A 16,856-nucleotide genomic window follows, 5' to 3' on the forward strand; every position below is an offset into this window, starting at 1 on the left:
CATTAGAGTCCTATAACTTTTATCAAACCTATGGAACGGTGGGGCGTATAGTGTATGTTTCCTTTTTTTCGCTCCTATAAACCTTTTTCTGGTATTTCAATTATATTACAATAATGATTTCGCTCTCATAAAAACAAAGTAATGGCAGCTTATAAATGGTAAAATGTAGCATATAAACGATTGGAGGAGTCAGTATGAGGTGTAGTCGTAGCTCTCAGCTTTTCAAGATTACAGGAATAAGTAGAAAAGGTGCGTACTCAGATTTTCATAAAGATGTCCCTGCGACTGCGAGCGCTTTTATGAATCGTTTGAAGGAGATTGAAGGACATACAGGTGTGGAGGTTGCCCTGTATGAACCGAAGAAAGGAGAACAGCATCTGGAGGGAGAATATTATGTTGGCGTAATGATGGAGGAACCCCCATCCCAGACACCTGATGGAATGGAATACATTAATCTTTCACGAGACTATGTATCGATAAGAGGGAAGATTGGAGAGGTAGGTACCCTACATGCCCAATTACAGGAGTTTGCAGAGGAAACGAATGGTAAAATTGATTCAAACGACTGGATTGTGGAGACGTATCATCCAACTGAAACTGGAGAAGAGGTAACCGTCTACCTGCCTTAATGCTGCTGGCTATTCTCACTAGTAGTCATATTAATATTTCTATTTTCATTGTGATTCCATTAGTGATTTTAGCCTTTTGGGTGGCAAAGAAGAAGACTGACGAAAAGAATGGTCGATGAGAGGTGAAGAGGTTGGAAGAATGCTTAGGGTGTACATTAGCAAACAAGGAAGCACCAGTACATGTCATCTATGAAAATGATCATCTCTGTTGTTTTCTTGATCATGATCCCTTCAACGAGGGGCATGTCCTGATTCTACCGAAAGGACATTATCGGGAACTCATTGAAATGGAAGAGTCATTGGTCAATCAAATCATGGGAGCGGCCAAAGTGATAAGTCAGGCTGTGCAAAGGTTATATGACCCAGATGGAATAACAATTTCGCAAAATGGCGGGGTTTTCAGTGAATTGGACCACTTCCACTTACATGTGGTACCTAGGTTCGTACAGCAGGATTTCCAGGATTTCTATTCCGAAGTACCGCTGGAAAATGAGCATTTAAAGGAAAAGCTGGCAGAAACCAGAGAAAAGCTTGCTGTCGCAATTGAAGAGGAGGAACTGAAATGACTACGCAATTGTTGAGAGTGGGCACTACATACTTGCCTGTGCAACAGGTGAAAGATTCCGCTGAGTGGTATGCGTCGAAGCTTGGGGCAAAGTTGAATTATATCGATGAAGATAAAGCCATTTTGGATTTGGCGAACCAAAGCTTTTTCCTCGTGGCTGCCCAGAATAGTGAGCGTGCCAATTTTATTAAACGCAATGGAAACGAACATTTCTCCATGACTTTTGAGGTTGATGGACTGGAAGCATTGAAGGAGCTACATCAACAACTTAAAGAAAGTGGAGTGAAAGTCGGGAATATAGAAGATCGCGGTCATACCGGGAACAATTTTGTTTTTGAAGATAATAACAGCAATCAGTTCGATGTGTGGAGTGAACTGAGCCCTTCATTCAAAATTAATAAAAGGTAGTGTTGAGATGAAGGTTGCGTGTATTGGAGATAGCTTCACAGAGGTCGGACCCATGGATTCAGTAGTCAAATTTTAAAAGAAAGAAGTTCATCCGATACCATATATGACTACGGTTTACCTGAGAAAAAGTTTAAACCTTACATAAACGTCCCATGAATACCTCATTATCCACCAACTTGGATGATGTAGCAGATGCATATGACGCAGTTATCGATAAATACCGCTGAAAAGGATGGAAACTATGAAACTGTATGGTGATTTTACAAAAGAAGACTGGCTGGAAGTATTGGAGATAAACGAAGCAGCTGTACCTTCCACGCTGATCCTTCATGGACAATGGGACCATGAAGAGAATCTTTCTTTATGGAAAGAAAAACTGACCAACGATCAGTGGATTCCGAGCTGGAATACGGTTGTCGGGAAACATGAGGGAGAGCAGGTCGGCTTTTCCAATGTTTTCGGAGGTCCGATTGCTGCTGCAATTGCCCATCGGTTTGCGGTGATGGGAACAAGGACCTTTATTCAAACCGGCTACTTCGGCGGGCTTTCACACGACGTCGATTATGGAGACATTCTAATTGTGACAGGGGCTGTCATGGATGATGGGGTGTCCCAATGGTATGTGCCGGATCAGCGAATGATCGATGCTGATCAAACGTTTGTTCAAGAAGCGGTGCGCTACTGTAAAGAGAAGGGATATCGCTACACAACAGGTACAGTTTACTCTACTGGTGCCATTATGGTGGAAACGCAGGAGATGGTACAGGAGTGGGCGAAGGAAGGTTACCTCGGCGTCGATATGGAGACAGCTACGACATTTGCGGTGGCGAGGAAATTCAATAAAAGCGCAGTAGGTTTACTCAACCTCTCAGACCATATCATCAAAGGGGATACGTTTTATAATTCGGATGACCAACGGGATATTAGTGAAGAACAAACCGACCAACGAATAAGGGAGCTTGCTTTACATCTATCAAGCTATCAACCATAAAGGCAGGGAAAAAGATGAATACCATAGATCACAACAAAAAAGCATGGGATAAAAAAGTGGAAGAAGGAGCGGTTTATACCAAACCTGTAAGCAAAGAAATGATCGAAACCAGCAAGTCAGGAGACTGGAGCATTACCGTGACTACAGAAAAACCGGTGCCAAGAAACTGGTTCCCTTCATCCTTGGATGGTTTGAAGGTGCTTTGTTTGGCAGCGGGTGGAGGCCAGCAGGGGCCGGTACTTGCCGCTGCGGGGGCAGAAGTGACGGTCATTGATATTTCTATAAAGCAGTTGGAACAGGACGCCTTCGTCGCTGAACGTGATGGACTGAACTTGAAAACGGTGCAGGGCAGCATGGATGATTTACATATGTTCGAAGATGAATCCTTCGACCTGATCGTACATCCGGTTTCCAACCTGTTCGTTGAATATATCCAGCCGGTCTGGAACGAAGCGGCTCGCGTCTTGAAAGAAAAAGGCACGCTCATTTCCGGATTTACGAACCCGCTATTGTTCATTTTCAACGATGAACAGGAGATGAAGGGGAATCTTGAAGTGAGTAATTCTGTGCCTTCATCGACTGTAAGCGGTTTTTCAGAAGAAGAGCTGCAGGCATATTTGGAAGCAGACCAGACGATCGAATATGCACATACATTAGAGGAGCAGATCCAGGGTCAGATCAATGCTGGCTTCATGGTCGCAGGACTATATGAAGATGATTTCGGCGGCAGAAGAATGCTGGATAAGTATATTAAGACTTTCATTGCGACGAAGGCAATCAAACAATCATAAAGGAGACTGTCATGTTTGAAGGAGAGCGGATCACATTAAGGAAGATTACTATGGACGATGCGGAAACCTATCATCGGTGGCGGAATGATCCAGAAGTGATGCAGAGTACAAGTCCGACTCTGGACACCTATACCTTAGAGGATACGAAGGCATTCATCGAGATGATCAGTACTTCTGCACAGTCGAAGAGTTATCTGATTGAAGCGAAAGAAGGCGGCCAACCGATCGGTGTCGTTTCACTAATTAACATCGATTATAAAAACCGGAATGCCGAGTGCATTATCGATATCGGCGAAAAAGAATGGTGGGGCAAGGGGATAGGGAAAGAGGCGATGAACCTCCTGCTGCACTATGCCTTTGCAGAGCTGAACCTTCATAAAGTTCATTTGAAGGTGTTTTCATTTAACTATAGAGCAATCAAATTATACGAAAAGCTTGGTTTCACTAAAGAAGGTACATGGAAAGATCACCTTTTCCGGGACGGAAAATGGCATGATGTCGTACTGATGGGAACCTTCCAGAACGACTATCTTAAATCGGATGATAAATAAAAAGCCAGGAGCGATTGTGGTCGCTCCTGGTTTTTCTAATTGATTGCATATATAAGGACCAGGTTTAATTGAGAGTCAATTGGCTGTTGCGTATAACAATTTTGATCGCTGACTAATTGCACGTAATAAGAACAACTTATCCTGCGTGCTTAACATACACCAGCTGCCAGCTTTTATTTTCATACGATCCTCTCCCTATAAAGAATTGGTGATGTACATTCTAGGTGGAGAGACTTTCCAATTTTCTTGTAGTTAGTCTTCTATTCCGCCTTTTCCATCAGGTTAAACAATACAACTTTCTACAAATGTGTGACAGATGCTGCTGAAACCGATCGTATCGATGATTTCATTTGTCCTATGATAAGAAAAAAGGTAGAAATCAGATGAAAATAAAATGCCTTTTTTATCACACTCCTCTGAATCGATTTATAAATTTTTATTCGTCAATGGTGTGGGATATGCAAAAAATCGGGCATTCGTCCACGCACTTCTAGGCGTAATACATAGTGTAGTTATGAAGATGAAATGAAAAGAGGAGGTACTGGATCAATGGCTTCAGAAGAGAATAAGCGGCCTCGGACGAGAAGCATGTTTGATGATTTGTTTGAACTGCAGCCGAATCGTTCCTTGATGGATACGATGAACGATTTTTTCCAAAATACGATGTCTAAAAGCATTCCTGTTCAGGTGAAGGAATCGAACGACAGCTATAACCTGAGCGTCCAGCTGCCGGGTGTTGCCAAAGAAGATATTGATTTGGAGATGCGGGGGGAATACTTGCATATCACTGTTGATCGGCAGCAATCGATTACAGATACGAAGGCAGGATATAGCAGTAAGAAAGATATGTACCTGGAACGCAGGATTCGTATCCCGTCGGATGCCATGCGTCAGCACATGACGGCACGCTATGACAACGGGCTGCTGTCCATCAGTTTTCCGAAGGTGAAAGGGAAGAAAATCGATATCGATTGAAAAAACCCCCTTATCTGCGCTGGCAGGTAAGGGGGAATGCTTTTAATAAAGGCGATCTAGTTCACTCTCTTCAATGGAAGGCATATAATCGAGCAACGTGTCGCTGCCCATCGAATACCCGTGGCCATTTACGGAATGCTTCGGGAAGGTTACCGTTCCATCTTGCTTGTAGAGTGTGTATCTTAGTTGAAAAGTGGGATTTTGGAACATGGAACCAAAAGAGAAAATAGAATGCTGATCCGCTTGGCTTTCAGCAGTTGCCTTCATCAGGTGACTCCATTGTTTTGGAACAGGGCGTGTACCATAGGTAGCATCAAATGTTACGTCTGTACTCATTTGAATTGCAGGGGAATAATTTTCTACTCCCATGGAAATGTGATAGCCTCGCCTTCTCAAGGCATACATCTTCATTGAGGCTGCCTGATCATCAGGGTGAAAGTTCCAGATAATGTGATAGGTGGAAGGATCACTTGGGTCAAGCTTCCAAATCATCGGTTCACCGATTGTATCGATTCTTACTAATTTCCATTTGTTATGTTTCCATTCCCACAGGCTATAGCCGTAATCTCCAGCTCCAGAAATATGAGGGGCAAATACATAACCATCCTCTACGAATCTGATATCCTGAATGGTTTCTGCATCTGCTTCTGCAAAGGTTTCATTGACCTGATTCAAAACCTCTTGTTCTTTCAAGAATGGTCCTGGTTCAGCCAGGTAGAACCAGTAGATTAGGAATATCGTTACAATAACTAAGATGATCCCAGTAGTCATTAATTTCTTTGCTCGGCTCATCATGCTCCCTCCTTAAGGAAGGTTTGCTCGGAGCGGAAATAGATTTGTCCCTCGCCGGTACGTATCAGTAACCCTTTCCCATCGTTTTCAACATAAATGAGCGGATTGATGCCGCTTCCCCATCTTGTGTCGATCCCTTCCACCATATAAGGGAACCGTTCATCCACTTTTTCTGTTCCGACCGTATCGTATGTATCCCTGTACCATTGTTCACTATGAATCTGACTTGTTTTCATGGTGTCCAATTGCTCCATTAATCGTTCAGCATCCAGCCTGCGCTCATTCGCCGAAGGGTGCGTTGCGATGATTTCTGCGCCTTTCACTTCCGCTATGTATGTTGAAGGTTCATGTGCTGGATAAAACCAATTATGTACGGTCGGAGTGAGGAAGATAGTTAGTAAAAAAACGAAATTGATTACAAAACCAGTCCATGCATAAGGGCGATAGGTAGACCAGCCTGTTCCTCGCCGTTTCAAGATCCACATCAGAATCCATACACCTAATGGAAGCACTGGAATCCGGAGCATCGTGTTCTCTGTCTGATAGTTGAAAGTGAAGCAGAACAATCCGATGATTCCTGCAACGAGCACTTTCCAGAACTTAGGCGGTGCATCCTGCTTCTTATAAATGATCAGGATACCTGCAAATAGAAGTATCCATCCAATGGAAGCCATCAGTAGTGCTGGCATATTCACGGGTAGAAGATTGAATTCGAAGTTCATGAAGTTCCTCCTTTCAAAAGGTAAAACATTCCTAAACTAGTATATCATTTCAAGTAACCTGTTGATGCGCATTTCCGGAATCTAACAATCTCCGATAGCACTCTGGCTGCTTTTGTTTTACAATTTACTTAACTACTAGCAGAGCGTGGTGTTTGGTTTGTTCAACATTCTATTGATCGAAGACGATACGAGTCTTTTTACTGAAATTGAAAGCAGGTTAAGGCAGTGGTCCTATGACGTGCATGGCATCAATGATTTCAGCAAGGTGATGGAAAGGTTTACGGAAATAAAGCCGGACCTTGTCCTCATCGATATCCAGCTGCCAATGTATGATGGTTTTCACTGGTGCAGGATGATCCGAGCGCATTCCAATGTGCCGATACTCTTTCTATCATCGAGGGATCACCCCACGGATATGGTCATGTCGATGCAGCTTGGAGCAGATGATTTCATCCAGAAGCCGTTCAACTTCGATGTTCTGATAGCAAAAATTCAAGCCGTGCTTCGAAGAGTGTACAACTATAGCAGTGAGCAGACGAATTTGAAGACATGGAACAAGGCAACCATTGACTATGAAAAGAATTCGGTTTCCAACTCAGTTGGAACTGTCGAGCTGACGAAGAATGAAATCTACATATTGAAAGCATTGATTGAACATAAGAATAGGATTGTCAGCAGAGAAAGCTTGATGCAGAGCTTGTGGAACGACGAGCGGTTCATTAGTGATAATACATTGACGGTCAACGTCAATCGCTTGCGGAAGCGGTTGGGAGAAATCGGTCTTGGTGATCGAATCGAAACGAAGGTAGGGCAAGGGTATATTGCAATAGAAGAGGAAAACCGATGATCCGTGAATACATAAGGGAACGATTGAGCTGGATCAGCCTGGTGATCGGAATCCATGGACTGTTTCTCTTTGTTGGTTATTTGGATTCATCCATTCCATTTCAATCGATGGGGTATGTAGTGTTTCTGTCGAGTATCCTTTTTGTCGTCTTCCTCGTCACACGTTACTATAAAGAAACGAAATTTTATAAGCAGCTGAATGAACGCATCAATGATCTCGATGCTACAAGTGTACTTCAAGGAGACCTGCCATTTGAAAAAATGACCGCTGAAACGCTCACAGACCACATGGACGTGTGGAAGCGTGAGATCACTGCCAATAACATAAAGGTGGAGCAGGAAAAAGAAGAAATGCTCGCGTGGATTCATGAAGTGAAAACACCTTTGACAGCTATCCATCTGATGATCGATCGGGTGGAGGATCAGGATTTGAAACGGCAATTGACCTACGAATGGCTTCGCATCCACTTTCTACTTGATCAGCAGCTGCACCAGAAGCGGATCGGTGTGATTGAAAATGATCTGTATATCGAGCCGGTGGATTTGAAAGAAGTCGTTTTCGGTGAAATACGCACGTTGCAGTCGTGGTGTATTCAGAAAGGAATCGGTTTTGATATCGATCTTCAAGTGAAAGAAGTGCTCAGCGATTCCAAATGGCTGGCTTTCATTATCCGTCAGCTGTTGAGTAATGCGGTGAAGTACAGCTCGGATGGGGATATTACCGTTAGCTCCTATGAAATCAGCGGAGAAAAAGTGATGAAGATAGAAGATCATGGAGTGGGGATTGACGCTAAAGACCTCCCACGAATTTTTGAAAAAGGGTTCACATCCACTGCGCGTAAGGAAGCAGCGAATGCCACGGGGATGGGGTTGTATCTCACACAGAAAGCAGCCAAGCCATTGTTGATTTCAATTGATGTGGACTCAACGGTCGGAAGTGGAACGATCGTTACGCTGACCTTCCCGAAACGGAATGATTTCGTCGATGTGATAGGCATGTGACAAAAATGTCACATGCCTTATCTGTTTTGTTAGGTGAATCGAAGGAAAAGATTCGTTCAGCTTTTTATAATGAATCTATCATCAACAATGGGGAGTGCGAATGCATGAGTATTTTACACGCAGAAAAAATCAGAAAAAGCTACGGAAACAAGTTCAATCGTCAGGAAGTACTGAAGGGAATTGATTTAAAGATAGAGGAAGGTGAATTCGTCGGCATCATGGGTGCTTCCGGTTCAGGAAAGACGACGTTGCTGAATGTCCTTTCTTCCATCGATAAAGTGAGCGGAGGCTCCATCCACATCGAGTCGAACGAAATGACCGCGATGAAAGAGAAGAAGCTTGCCGAATTCAGGAAACGTCATCTTGGCTTCATCTTCCAGGATTACAACCTGCTGGATACATTGACAGTAAAAGAGAATGTGCTGTTGCCATTATCGATTACGAAAACACCAAAGAACGAAGCAATGCAACGGTTTGATGAACTTGCGGAAGAACTGGGCATCCACGAAGTAAAGGATAAATATCCGAATGAAATTTCCGGAGGGCAGAAGCAAAGGACCTCAGCTGCAAGAGCCTTCATCCATGAGCCAAGCATCATTTTTGCAGATGAACCTACAGGCGCACTTGATTCGAAGTCAGCATCTGACCTTTTGAATAAATTGAGTGAAATGAATGCAAAGCGGAAGGCGACGATCGTAATGGTCACACACGATCCAGCCGCAGCAAGCTATTGCAGCCGAGTAGTGTTCATCAAGGATGGCCGGATTTATTCCCAACTGATGAAAGGGGATCAGTCCAGACAGTCGTTGTTCAAGGACATCATCAAAACACAAGGAGTACTTGGAGGCGTACAGGATGAGCATTAATTACTTGATTCTCCAAAACTTGAAAAAGAATCTCCAGAATTATTTCTTGTATATTTTCGCATTGATGTTCAGTGTCGCTTTATATTTTTCATTTGTAACGTTGCAATATGATCCATCGATGGACGGGACGAAAGGAACGATCAAGGGAGGAGCTGCCGTAGGTACCGCATCCATCCTTCTTGTTGCGATTGTTGCCATTTTTCTGCTCTATGCCAACACGATTTTCATTAAACGGCGCAGTAAGGAAATTGGATTGTTTCAATTGATCGGTTTGAAAAAAGGCGAGATTTTTCGCATTCTCAGTGTGGAAAACCTTATCTTATACTTTTCCTCGATGGCAGCTGGGATTTTCCTTGGTTTCGCATCATCCAAGTTGATTCTGATGATCCTGTTCAACATCACGAAGGTGGATACCGCAGCAACGCTGAGATTTTCGGAAAAAGCTTTGGTCCAAACCTTGCTGGTGTTCGGAGGAATCTACCTTCTGATCATGGCGATGAACTATCTATTCATTAAGCGCCAGACAATCCTCTCCTTGTTCCGTGTAACTTCCTCGACGGAAAGCGCGAAACGGAGAAGACCGGTACTGGAAGTGGTGTTTGGAATCATCGGTATCAGTATGATTGCTTTAGGGTATTACCTTTCATCAAAGCTGTTCGGCGGCGACTTTACGACGATGAATCAATTGTTCATGGTGATGGTCATCATCCTTGCTTCTACAATCATCGGTACGTACTTTTTCTATAAGGGTTCAGTCAGCTACCTATCCAACCTGATTCGGAAGAACAAGGGTGGGTACATGAACATTCAGGATGTGATGTCTCTTTCATCGATCATGTTCCGGATGAAGTCGAATTCCTTGCTACTTACAGTGATTACGACTGTATCCGCTTTGGCAATCGCATTGTTGTCACTCAGCTATATTTCCTATTATTCGGCGGAAAAGCTGGCGTCGGATAGTGTTGCCGCAGATTTCTCCTTTACAGAAGAAGCAGATGCAGAGAAGTTCACTAGCGGGCTCAAGGAGCTTGAGATTGGATATGAACAGGAGAAAATTGATGTCGTCCAGGTGGCGGTTGATATCTCCCGAATATTGGATGGAAAGATCGATGGACTCACTGCTAATCTTGAAGAAACCTACATGCCTGTCATCAGTGATGCAGATGTAGAGGTAGATGTGAGTAAGGAAGAACCGATCTTCACTGGATATAACGACCTTTTACAGAAGTTCATGCAGTTCAGGGATTCCGGTCCGGTTGTTTTTCATGGGAAGACCGAAGAACTTGAATTGCAGTATTCCGGCTTGGAAAAAGATCACCCGATATCGGGTTACTTCACTTCTGGAGGTGTTCCGGTCGCAATTGTCGATGACAGTATCTTCGAGCGTCTGCAGGCAGACGCAGACCCTGAATTACAATATGAATCGTCGCTTCACATCGGAGTGCATTTGGATGATCAGGATAAAATGGAGAAAGCGAACAAGCTGTTTACGAGCCTGGATTTCGGCGAAACTGGAGCAAGTCAGTCATGGCTTGAAACAAGTGATCAGCAAAAAATGATGATGGGTCTGGTTATGTTCATCGTCGGATTCCTGGGCCTGACATTCCTCGTCACGTCGGGGTGTATCCTGTACTTCAAGCAAATGAACGAAAGTGAAAGCGAGCGACCAAGCTACACGATATTGCGGAAGCTCGGCTTCACTCGGAAAGATTTAGTAAAGGGAATCCGGGTAAAGCAACTCTTCAACTTCGGAATTCCATTGGTAGTTGGACTGTTACACAGCTATTTTGCGGTCAAATCAGGATGGTTCATGTTCGGAGCGGAACTATGGACGCCGATGCTGATCGTCATGGTGCTGTATGCAGGTCTGTATTCGATCTTCGGATTTTTGTCAGTGTTGTATTACAAGAAAGTCATTCGTGAAGCACTGTAGTGAGGGGGAAAACTTCGGCTTGATGCTGGAGTTTTTTCTGTTTGTATAATAACTTCACTGATTTGTGTAATAAACGCTGTGATTTGTATAATAAGTCTGCCTTTTTGTTTAAGAAAGCATCGCATTCGTATAACAAGTTCTTCAATTTGTTAAAAGCACTGGCGAGCGAGCTTTGTTATAATGAGGAATAAAATCTTCACATCAAGGAGAACCTGTATGAAACAGAAACTCAGCCTTATCTTCTTACTTTTGATTGCAGTAGTTCAGCTTGTCGGGCAGGCAGCGGATTTTCCGCAGGAAGGGATCGTCGTCTGGTCACTGACGATCATTTTTCTCGGGCTTGGCGCTTATTTTTCCAAATATCTGCCGGATAAAAAGAAAAAATGACGCAAATGCCCATTGACGAAAAAATGCCCCTGCTGTATATTATTAACAATTAACTAAAAAGCGTTGAAAAGGACACCGATCATTCAGTCCGGTCTGCCAGAGAGGGAAGTGAAGCTGGAATCTTCCTAGATGCAGGAGAATGATTGACCACCTTGGAGCTGTGCCGGGGAAATGAAGTAACCGGCATCGTACCCGCTACGTTACAGCGAGCAATGAGTCATCAGCTTAAACTGATGAGAAATTGGGTGGAACCGCGAGCAAGCACGTACTCGTCCCTTTACCAGGGATGGATACGTGCTTTTTTATATATGAAAAAGCGTTGAAAAGGACACCGATCATTCAGTCCGGTCTGCCAGAGAGGGAAGTGAAGCTGGAATCTTCCTAGATGCAGGAGAATGATTGACCACCTTGGAGCTGTGCCGGGGAAATGAAGTAACCGGCACCGTACCCGCTACGTTACAGCGAGCAATAAGTCATCAGTGAAACTGGTGAGAATTCGGGTGGAACCACGGGTGTACACGTACTCGTCCCTTTCCTAGGGGCAGGTACGTGTATTTTTTATTTAAAAAAGGAGGGCTTTATATGTCAGAGAAAAGAATCAATGTCGTGTTTCCGGACGGGAATGTAAAAGAATTCGAGCACGGAATTTCGGTAGAAGAGATTGCACAGTTGATCAGTCCAAGTCTGAAAAAGAAATCCATTGCCGGTAAAGTGGATGGGGTGCTGGTCGACATGAGCTACCAGCTGCAAAAAGATGCAAACATCGAATTGATTGCTAGAGATTCAGCAGTCGGGGAGGAAGTCATGCGTCATACTGCTGCTCACGTGTTAGCACAGGCGGTGAAAAGGCTTTATCCATCTGTAAAACTCGGAGTCGGCCCAGTGATTGAAAACGGCTTCTATTATGACCTCGACCTGCCAGAAAGCATTGGCATAGAGGACTTGGTTAAGTTGGAAAAAGAAATGAAAAAAATCATCGAAGAGAACCATAAAGTGATGCGTAAGGAATTATCGCTGGAAGAAGCGGAAGCACTTTTTGAAGAGGATCCACTGAAACTGGAGCTTCTCGCCGATATCCCTGAGGGAGAGTCTTTATCGATCTATGAACAAGGGGAGTTCATCGACCTTTGTCGTGGCCCGCATGCACCTTCGACTGGCGTGATCAAAGCATTCAAACTGATGAACGTTTCCGGTGCTTATTGGCGCGGGGACAGTGAAAACCAGATGCTGCAACGTGTTTATGGCGTGGCTTTTGCCAGTCAGCAAGGTCTCGAGGAATATTTGCACTTCAGGGAAGAGGCGGAAAAACGTGATCACCGGAAGCTTGGAAAAGCACTTGAACTGTTCATGTTTTCAGAAGAAGCTCCAGGAATGCCGTTCTATCTCGCAAATGGGCAGATCGTCCGAAATGAACTGGAGGCTTATCTTCGAGGACTGCAGCAAAAGCATGGATACGAGGAAGTCCGTACACCGCTGATGATGAACAAGCGGCTTTGGGAGCAATCGGGGCACTGGAGCCATTATAAAGACAACATGTATTTCACGGATGTTGATGAAGTAGAATATGCGCTGAAGCCGATGAACTGCCCTGGTCATATGTTGATTTTCAAGGATAAACTTCATTCTTATCGGGACCTTCCATTACGGATGGCAGAATTCGGCCAAGTGCACCGGCATGAATTCAGTGGCGCTTTGAACGGCATGACACGCGTTCGTACTTTCTGTCAGGATGATGCGCACATCTTTGTTGCGCCAAATCAGATTGAATCTGAAATCGAAGCTGCCATCGCGCTGATTGATGAAGTGTATGGGGTAATCGGATTCGATTATGAACTCGAACTTTCTACTCGACCTGAAGACTCGATGGGGGAAGACCACTTATGGGAACAGGCGGAGGCTTCCTTGAAGAGGGTGCTGGATAAACTCGGGTACAATTACCGCATCAACGAAGGGGACGGCGCTTTTTACGGTCCTAAAATCGATTTTCATATCAAGGATGCGCTCAAGCGGAGTCATCAGTGTGCGACAATCCAGCTCGATTTCCAAATGCCTGAGAAATTCGATTTGAGCTATGTTGATGAAAATAATGAAAAAGTAAGGCCGGTCGTCATCCACCGGGCAGTTTTCGGATCCATTGATCGTTTCTTCGGCATCCTTGTTGAACATTTCGCAGGTGCGTTTCCGGCTTGGCTCGCTCCCTTCCAAGTAAAAGTCATTCCGGTTTCCAACCAAGTCCACCTCGACTATGCTGAAAAGGTAAAAGAACAGCTGCTGAACGCTGGGATCAGAGTTGAAGTGGATCATCGGGAAGAAAAACTAGGCTACAGGATGAGGGAAGCGCAAATGAAAAAAGTTCCTTATATCCTTGTCGTCGGGGATGAAGAGATGAAGAACCATTCCGTCAATGTAAGGAAGTATGGCAGCGAAGTCTCTAATCAGGTCTCTAGTGATTCCTTCATCGCTTCGATCAAAGAAGAAATTCTTCTAAAAAAGCTTCAGTGAAACAATATCATGTGAGAAGAGTTATAGTTGGCACCAAAATAATTAACTAAAGATTATGGGTAACAAAATATATAAAGCGTAGTCAACATCCGAAGACTCCATCGGGAACAGCACGCGTCCGAAGGCCCCGCAGAAAAGCGTTCTTTGCTTTACGAGGAGACTGAGGCCGTGCCCGAGGAAAGCGGAGGGTGTTGACGGAGCGGTACCTATTTTATTCATCTGTCTTTTTCGGTAACAAAGATGTAATGTTTATCTTTATCACTTTTTTGGGAAAGAATAAGCAAAAGCAATCGAAGGAGGCAGATGTCATGATTCGTACAATTTTAATGATTATCGGTGCAATCGTAGTAATTGGTGCAATTTTATCGATGCTATAATATCTTCCATAAAAAAAGCCTTGCAGTTATTGTACTGCAAGGTATTTTTTATGCTCTTATTCAACGGATAAAGGTTCGAATTCCCCTCTTACCGTACATATGGAATCCCAATCGTGCGCTGCGCCATCCCGCATCGTAATGATCCGGTCGGCAATTGCTCTTGAGTCCTCCCGGTCATGGGTGACAAAGATCGAGGTGGTGCCGGTTTTCTTGATGATCTGTTTCAGTTCTTCACGGATTTTGATCTGCAAGTCTGCATCAAGGTTACTGAAAGGTTCATCCAGAAGCAATAGGGAAGGTTCTGGTGCAAGCGCTCTAGCTAATGCGATCCGTTGTTGCTGGCCACCACTCAATTCATGCGGGTAACGCTTTTTGAATTTCTGCATGTTGACCAGTTCAAGCACTTCATCAACGCGCTGCTTCTTCTTTGCGCGGGCATATCCCTTCAAGCCAAAGCTGATGTTATCCGCTACGGTCATGTGAGGAAACAGGGCATAATCCTGGAACACCATACCGATGCCTCTTTTTTCAGGCAGGACGAAGGTGCGATCATCCGTCATCACTTTACCATTGATCATGATGCTTCCGGAACTTGGAGTTTCCAGACCGCTCAACAGACGGAGCACCGTACTTTTCCCACTTCCGCTTTCACCAAGAATGGAAATGATCTCCCCTTGGTCTATATCAAGACAAAACTTATCAACGGTCTTTTCTTTGGAATTTCTATAGGAGAAGCAAATGTCTTTGATTTGAATGTACATATCAGTTCCGCTCCTTTTCTAACACTTGGTGGAAAACAAAAATGGCAATGGCGCTGAGTACGACAATGACAATCGATGCAAGCGAGGCTTCATGGATCTGTTCATCGCTTGCATACTGGAATGCTTTTGTTGAAAGGGTATCAAAATTGAATGGTCTCAGAATCAACGTAAGCGGCAGCTCTTTCAATATATCAATGAAGGCGAGGATGAAACCACTGAAAATCGCCCCCTTGATCAATCGTAGGTCGACCTTGAAAAACGTTTTGGTCATGCCCATACCGAGCATGCGAGAAGCTTCGGTATATTTATTTCCTATTTTATCAAAACCTGATTCAATCGAATTGTATCCGACGGCAAGGAAACGAATGACATAGGCGGAAATCAGCAAGAACAAACTAGTACTTAAGAAAAGCGTCGGTTCCATACCGATGGATTCGTAAAATGTAAATAACAGATTATCGATATCAATGAACACAGCACTGATTCCAACTGCAATGACAGCCCCCGGGATGGAATAGCCGAGTATCGTGATCCGAGCGGATGCTTTTGAGAACCAGCTACGGTGCATGCGTGCAAAGTTGGCGATGATGACAGCGAATCCGACAATCATGACCGATCCGAAAAATGCGACCGTCAGTGAGTTGGTAATGAAGCCGATGAATGCTGGGCTCGCAATTTTATCAAAGGTAAGGATCATCCAGTCGAACAGTTGGATGAACGGGATGAGAAATCCTAGTGAGAAAACCAATAAGGTGTAGCCGAATACACTCCAGGCTTTCCATCCTGTCAGGCGGATCGGCGTCAGCGGTTTGACTTTGGCAGTCGTTTGGCTGAACTTCCTTCGTCCCCGTGAGACTTTTTCAAGAATTAAAATAGTAAAAACGATGAACATCAATGTGGCCGACAACTTGATGGCGGCATTCAGGTCTCCCATGTTGAACCACGTTTGAAAAATCGCCGTGCTGAAGGTGGGAACCCCGAAATATTTCACCACTCCATAATCGTTCAATACTTCAAGCAGGACAAGGCTCACTCCACCGACAATGGCTCCACGTGAAATCGGAAGCACGATACGGAAGAAAATTTCGAACGCATTGCTGCCTAACAGCCTGGCATTCTCGATCAATGCTGAAGACTGGTTGGCAAGAAATGCCCTCGTAATGGTATAGACATAAGGGTAGAGAAACATCGTAAAGATGAAGATTGCTCCAGGAATCGTCATAATATCGAAGTATTTCTGGTCTACCCGGATACCGAAATCATTTCGGAGGGTTGTCTGGATCACACCTGTGTAATTCAATATTCCGTTGTACGTATATGCTGCAATATAGGGAGGGATGGCCAGCGGCAGCATCAATCCCCATTTGAAAAAACGTTTGAGCGGGAAGTCATAAGCAGAAATCAGCCATGCCAGACTGGTTCCGATCATGACAGTAAAGATCCCGGTGAATACGATCAGGATCGACGTATTCTTCAGAAGTGCAGGAAGAATGAATTCTTTAATATGCTCCCAGTTATTCGTTTGTTCTGTGAAGAAGCTGATCAGGATATTCAGATTAGGCAACAAGATCAGGACAACGATGATGAAGCTGAACAAGGTCCAGATGTTCATATATCCTGGGAGTTTTCTAAGCACTCTCAATGACGACACTTCCTTCTGAGTCTACGACGATGGTATGGGGGATGTAAAATCAGTGAACCCCACCACCTATGATAACGTTTCTCAATAAGATTGTACATACAGAAAAAGGCTGTCAC

The 16,856-nt window shown here is 44.2% G+C and carries 17 protein-coding genes and 2 other annotated features; of the genes, 13 read left to right on the top strand and 4 right to left on the bottom strand.

The genetic code is table 11. The features are described 5' to 3' along the window. Nucleotides 1-194: 194 nt before the first annotated feature. From ACFQ2J_RS07965 to ACFQ2J_RS07995, 7 genes are all read left to right on the top strand, one after another. Nucleotides 195-629: an AraC family transcriptional regulator gene (locus ACFQ2J_RS07965; protein WP_386058458.1), complete on the top strand. Its 435-nt coding sequence runs from the start codon at nucleotides 195-197 to the stop codon at nucleotides 627-629. Between the two features lie 131 nt (nucleotides 630-760). Beyond that, nucleotides 761-1,195: an HIT family protein gene (locus ACFQ2J_RS07970; RefSeq protein WP_386058461.1), complete on the top strand. Its 435-nt coding sequence runs from the start codon at nucleotides 761-763 to the stop codon at nucleotides 1,193-1,195. Further along, a complete protein-coding gene (locus ACFQ2J_RS07975) occupies nucleotides 1,192-1,602 on the top strand; it encodes a VOC family protein (RefSeq protein ID WP_386058464.1) in 411 nt (136 codons plus the stop codon). Before ACFQ2J_RS07970 ends, ACFQ2J_RS07975 begins: the two co-directional genes overlap by 4 nt. Nucleotides 1,603-1,843: 241 nt before the next feature. Next, entirely contained in the window at nucleotides 1,844-2,593 is a 750-nt protein-coding gene (locus ACFQ2J_RS07980) for a phosphorylase family protein (RefSeq protein ID WP_386058467.1), read from the top strand. A gap of 14 nt (nucleotides 2,594-2,607) precedes the next feature. Beyond that, nucleotides 2,608-3,384, top strand: a complete 777-nt coding sequence (locus tag ACFQ2J_RS07985) for a class I SAM-dependent methyltransferase (RefSeq protein WP_386058470.1) — start codon at nucleotides 2,608-2,610, stop codon at nucleotides 3,382-3,384. Between the two features lie 11 nt (nucleotides 3,385-3,395). Further along, the gene (pseH, locus tag ACFQ2J_RS07990) at nucleotides 3,396-3,935 is read left to right on the top strand and encodes a UDP-4-amino-4,6-dideoxy-N-acetyl-beta-L-altrosamine N-acetyltransferase (protein ID WP_386058473.1); all 540 of its coding nucleotides are present in this window, start codon (nucleotides 3,396-3,398) and stop codon (nucleotides 3,933-3,935) included. A 549-nt stretch (nucleotides 3,936-4,484) separates the two neighbouring features. Beyond that, on the top strand, nucleotides 4,485-4,910 hold the full coding sequence (locus ACFQ2J_RS07995) for an Hsp20/alpha crystallin family protein (protein WP_386058476.1): 426 nt from the start codon (nucleotides 4,485-4,487) through the stop codon (nucleotides 4,908-4,910). A gap of 42 nt (nucleotides 4,911-4,952) precedes the next feature. Here the strand turns inward: ACFQ2J_RS07995 and ACFQ2J_RS08000 are convergent, their stop codons facing one another. Together ACFQ2J_RS08000 and ACFQ2J_RS08005 are read right to left on the bottom strand one after the other, a co-directional pair. Next, on the bottom strand, nucleotides 4,953-5,702 hold the full coding sequence (locus tag ACFQ2J_RS08000) for a hypothetical protein (RefSeq protein ID WP_386058479.1): 750 nt from the start codon (nucleotides 5,700-5,702) through the stop codon (nucleotides 4,953-4,955). Then, complete coding sequence (locus ACFQ2J_RS08005) at nucleotides 5,702-6,424, bottom strand: hypothetical protein (RefSeq protein ID WP_386058482.1); 723 nt, start codon at nucleotides 6,422-6,424, stop codon at nucleotides 5,702-5,704. Before ACFQ2J_RS08005 ends, ACFQ2J_RS08000 begins: the two co-directional genes overlap by 1 nt. Nucleotides 6,425-6,581: 157 nt before the next feature. Between ACFQ2J_RS08005 and ACFQ2J_RS08010 the strand changes: the two genes are divergently transcribed. The 6 genes from ACFQ2J_RS08010 to thrS all read left to right on the top strand — a co-directional run bounded on the left by ACFQ2J_RS08010 (nucleotide 6,582) and on the right by thrS (nucleotide 13,960). Next, nucleotides 6,582-7,271 carry a response regulator transcription factor gene (locus ACFQ2J_RS08010; protein ID WP_386059029.1) on the top strand — a complete coding sequence of 230 codons (690 nt, stop codon included), beginning with the start codon at nucleotides 6,582-6,584 and terminating at the stop codon, nucleotides 7,269-7,271. Beyond that, complete coding sequence (locus ACFQ2J_RS08015; protein ID WP_386058485.1) at nucleotides 7,268-8,272, top strand: sensor histidine kinase; 1,005 nt, start codon at nucleotides 7,268-7,270, stop codon at nucleotides 8,270-8,272. Before ACFQ2J_RS08010 ends, ACFQ2J_RS08015 begins: the two co-directional genes overlap by 4 nt. 104 nt (nucleotides 8,273-8,376) lie before the next feature. Beyond that, nucleotides 8,377-9,138: an ABC transporter ATP-binding protein gene (locus ACFQ2J_RS08020; RefSeq protein ID WP_386058488.1), complete on the top strand. Its 762-nt coding sequence runs from the start codon at nucleotides 8,377-8,379 to the stop codon at nucleotides 9,136-9,138. Further along, nucleotides 9,128-11,071 carry an ABC transporter permease gene (locus tag ACFQ2J_RS08025; RefSeq protein ID WP_386058491.1) on the top strand — a complete coding sequence of 648 codons (1,944 nt, stop codon included), beginning with the start codon at nucleotides 9,128-9,130 and terminating at the stop codon, nucleotides 11,069-11,071. The genes ACFQ2J_RS08020 and ACFQ2J_RS08025 overlap by 11 nt, the downstream gene beginning before the upstream one ends. Nucleotides 11,072-11,287: 216 nt before the next feature. Beyond that, complete coding sequence (locus tag ACFQ2J_RS08030) at nucleotides 11,288-11,458, top strand: hypothetical protein (RefSeq protein ID WP_386058494.1); 171 nt, start codon at nucleotides 11,288-11,290, stop codon at nucleotides 11,456-11,458. Nucleotides 11,459-11,512: 54 nt separating this feature from the next. After that, nucleotides 11,513-11,738: a binding site (T-box leader), on the top strand. 30 nt (nucleotides 11,739-11,768) lie between these two features. Next, nucleotides 11,769-11,993, top strand: a binding site (T-box leader). A gap of 47 nt (nucleotides 11,994-12,040) precedes the next feature. After that, on the top strand, nucleotides 12,041-13,960 hold the full coding sequence (thrS, locus tag ACFQ2J_RS08035) for a threonine--tRNA ligase (protein WP_386058497.1): 1,920 nt from the start codon (nucleotides 12,041-12,043) through the stop codon (nucleotides 13,958-13,960). A 433-nt stretch (nucleotides 13,961-14,393) separates the two neighbouring features. Here thrS and ACFQ2J_RS08040 read toward each other — a convergent pair whose 3' ends face one another. After that, nucleotides 14,394-15,098 (bottom strand): ABC transporter ATP-binding protein, encoded by a 705-nt coding sequence (locus ACFQ2J_RS08040; protein WP_386058500.1) that lies wholly within the window; start codon nucleotides 15,096-15,098, stop codon nucleotides 14,394-14,396. 1 nt (nucleotide 15,099) lies between these two features. Beyond that, nucleotides 15,100-16,710 carry an ABC transporter permease gene (locus tag ACFQ2J_RS08045; RefSeq protein WP_386059031.1) on the bottom strand — a complete coding sequence of 537 codons (1,611 nt, stop codon included), beginning with the start codon at nucleotides 16,708-16,710 and terminating at the stop codon, nucleotides 15,100-15,102. Between the last annotated feature and the right edge of the window lie 146 nt (nucleotides 16,711-16,856).

The organism is Thalassobacillus hwangdonensis (assembly GCF_042675915.1).
Classification (GTDB): Bacteria; Bacillota; Bacilli; order Bacillales; family Halobacillaceae; genus Thalassobacillus_A; species Thalassobacillus_A hwangdonensis.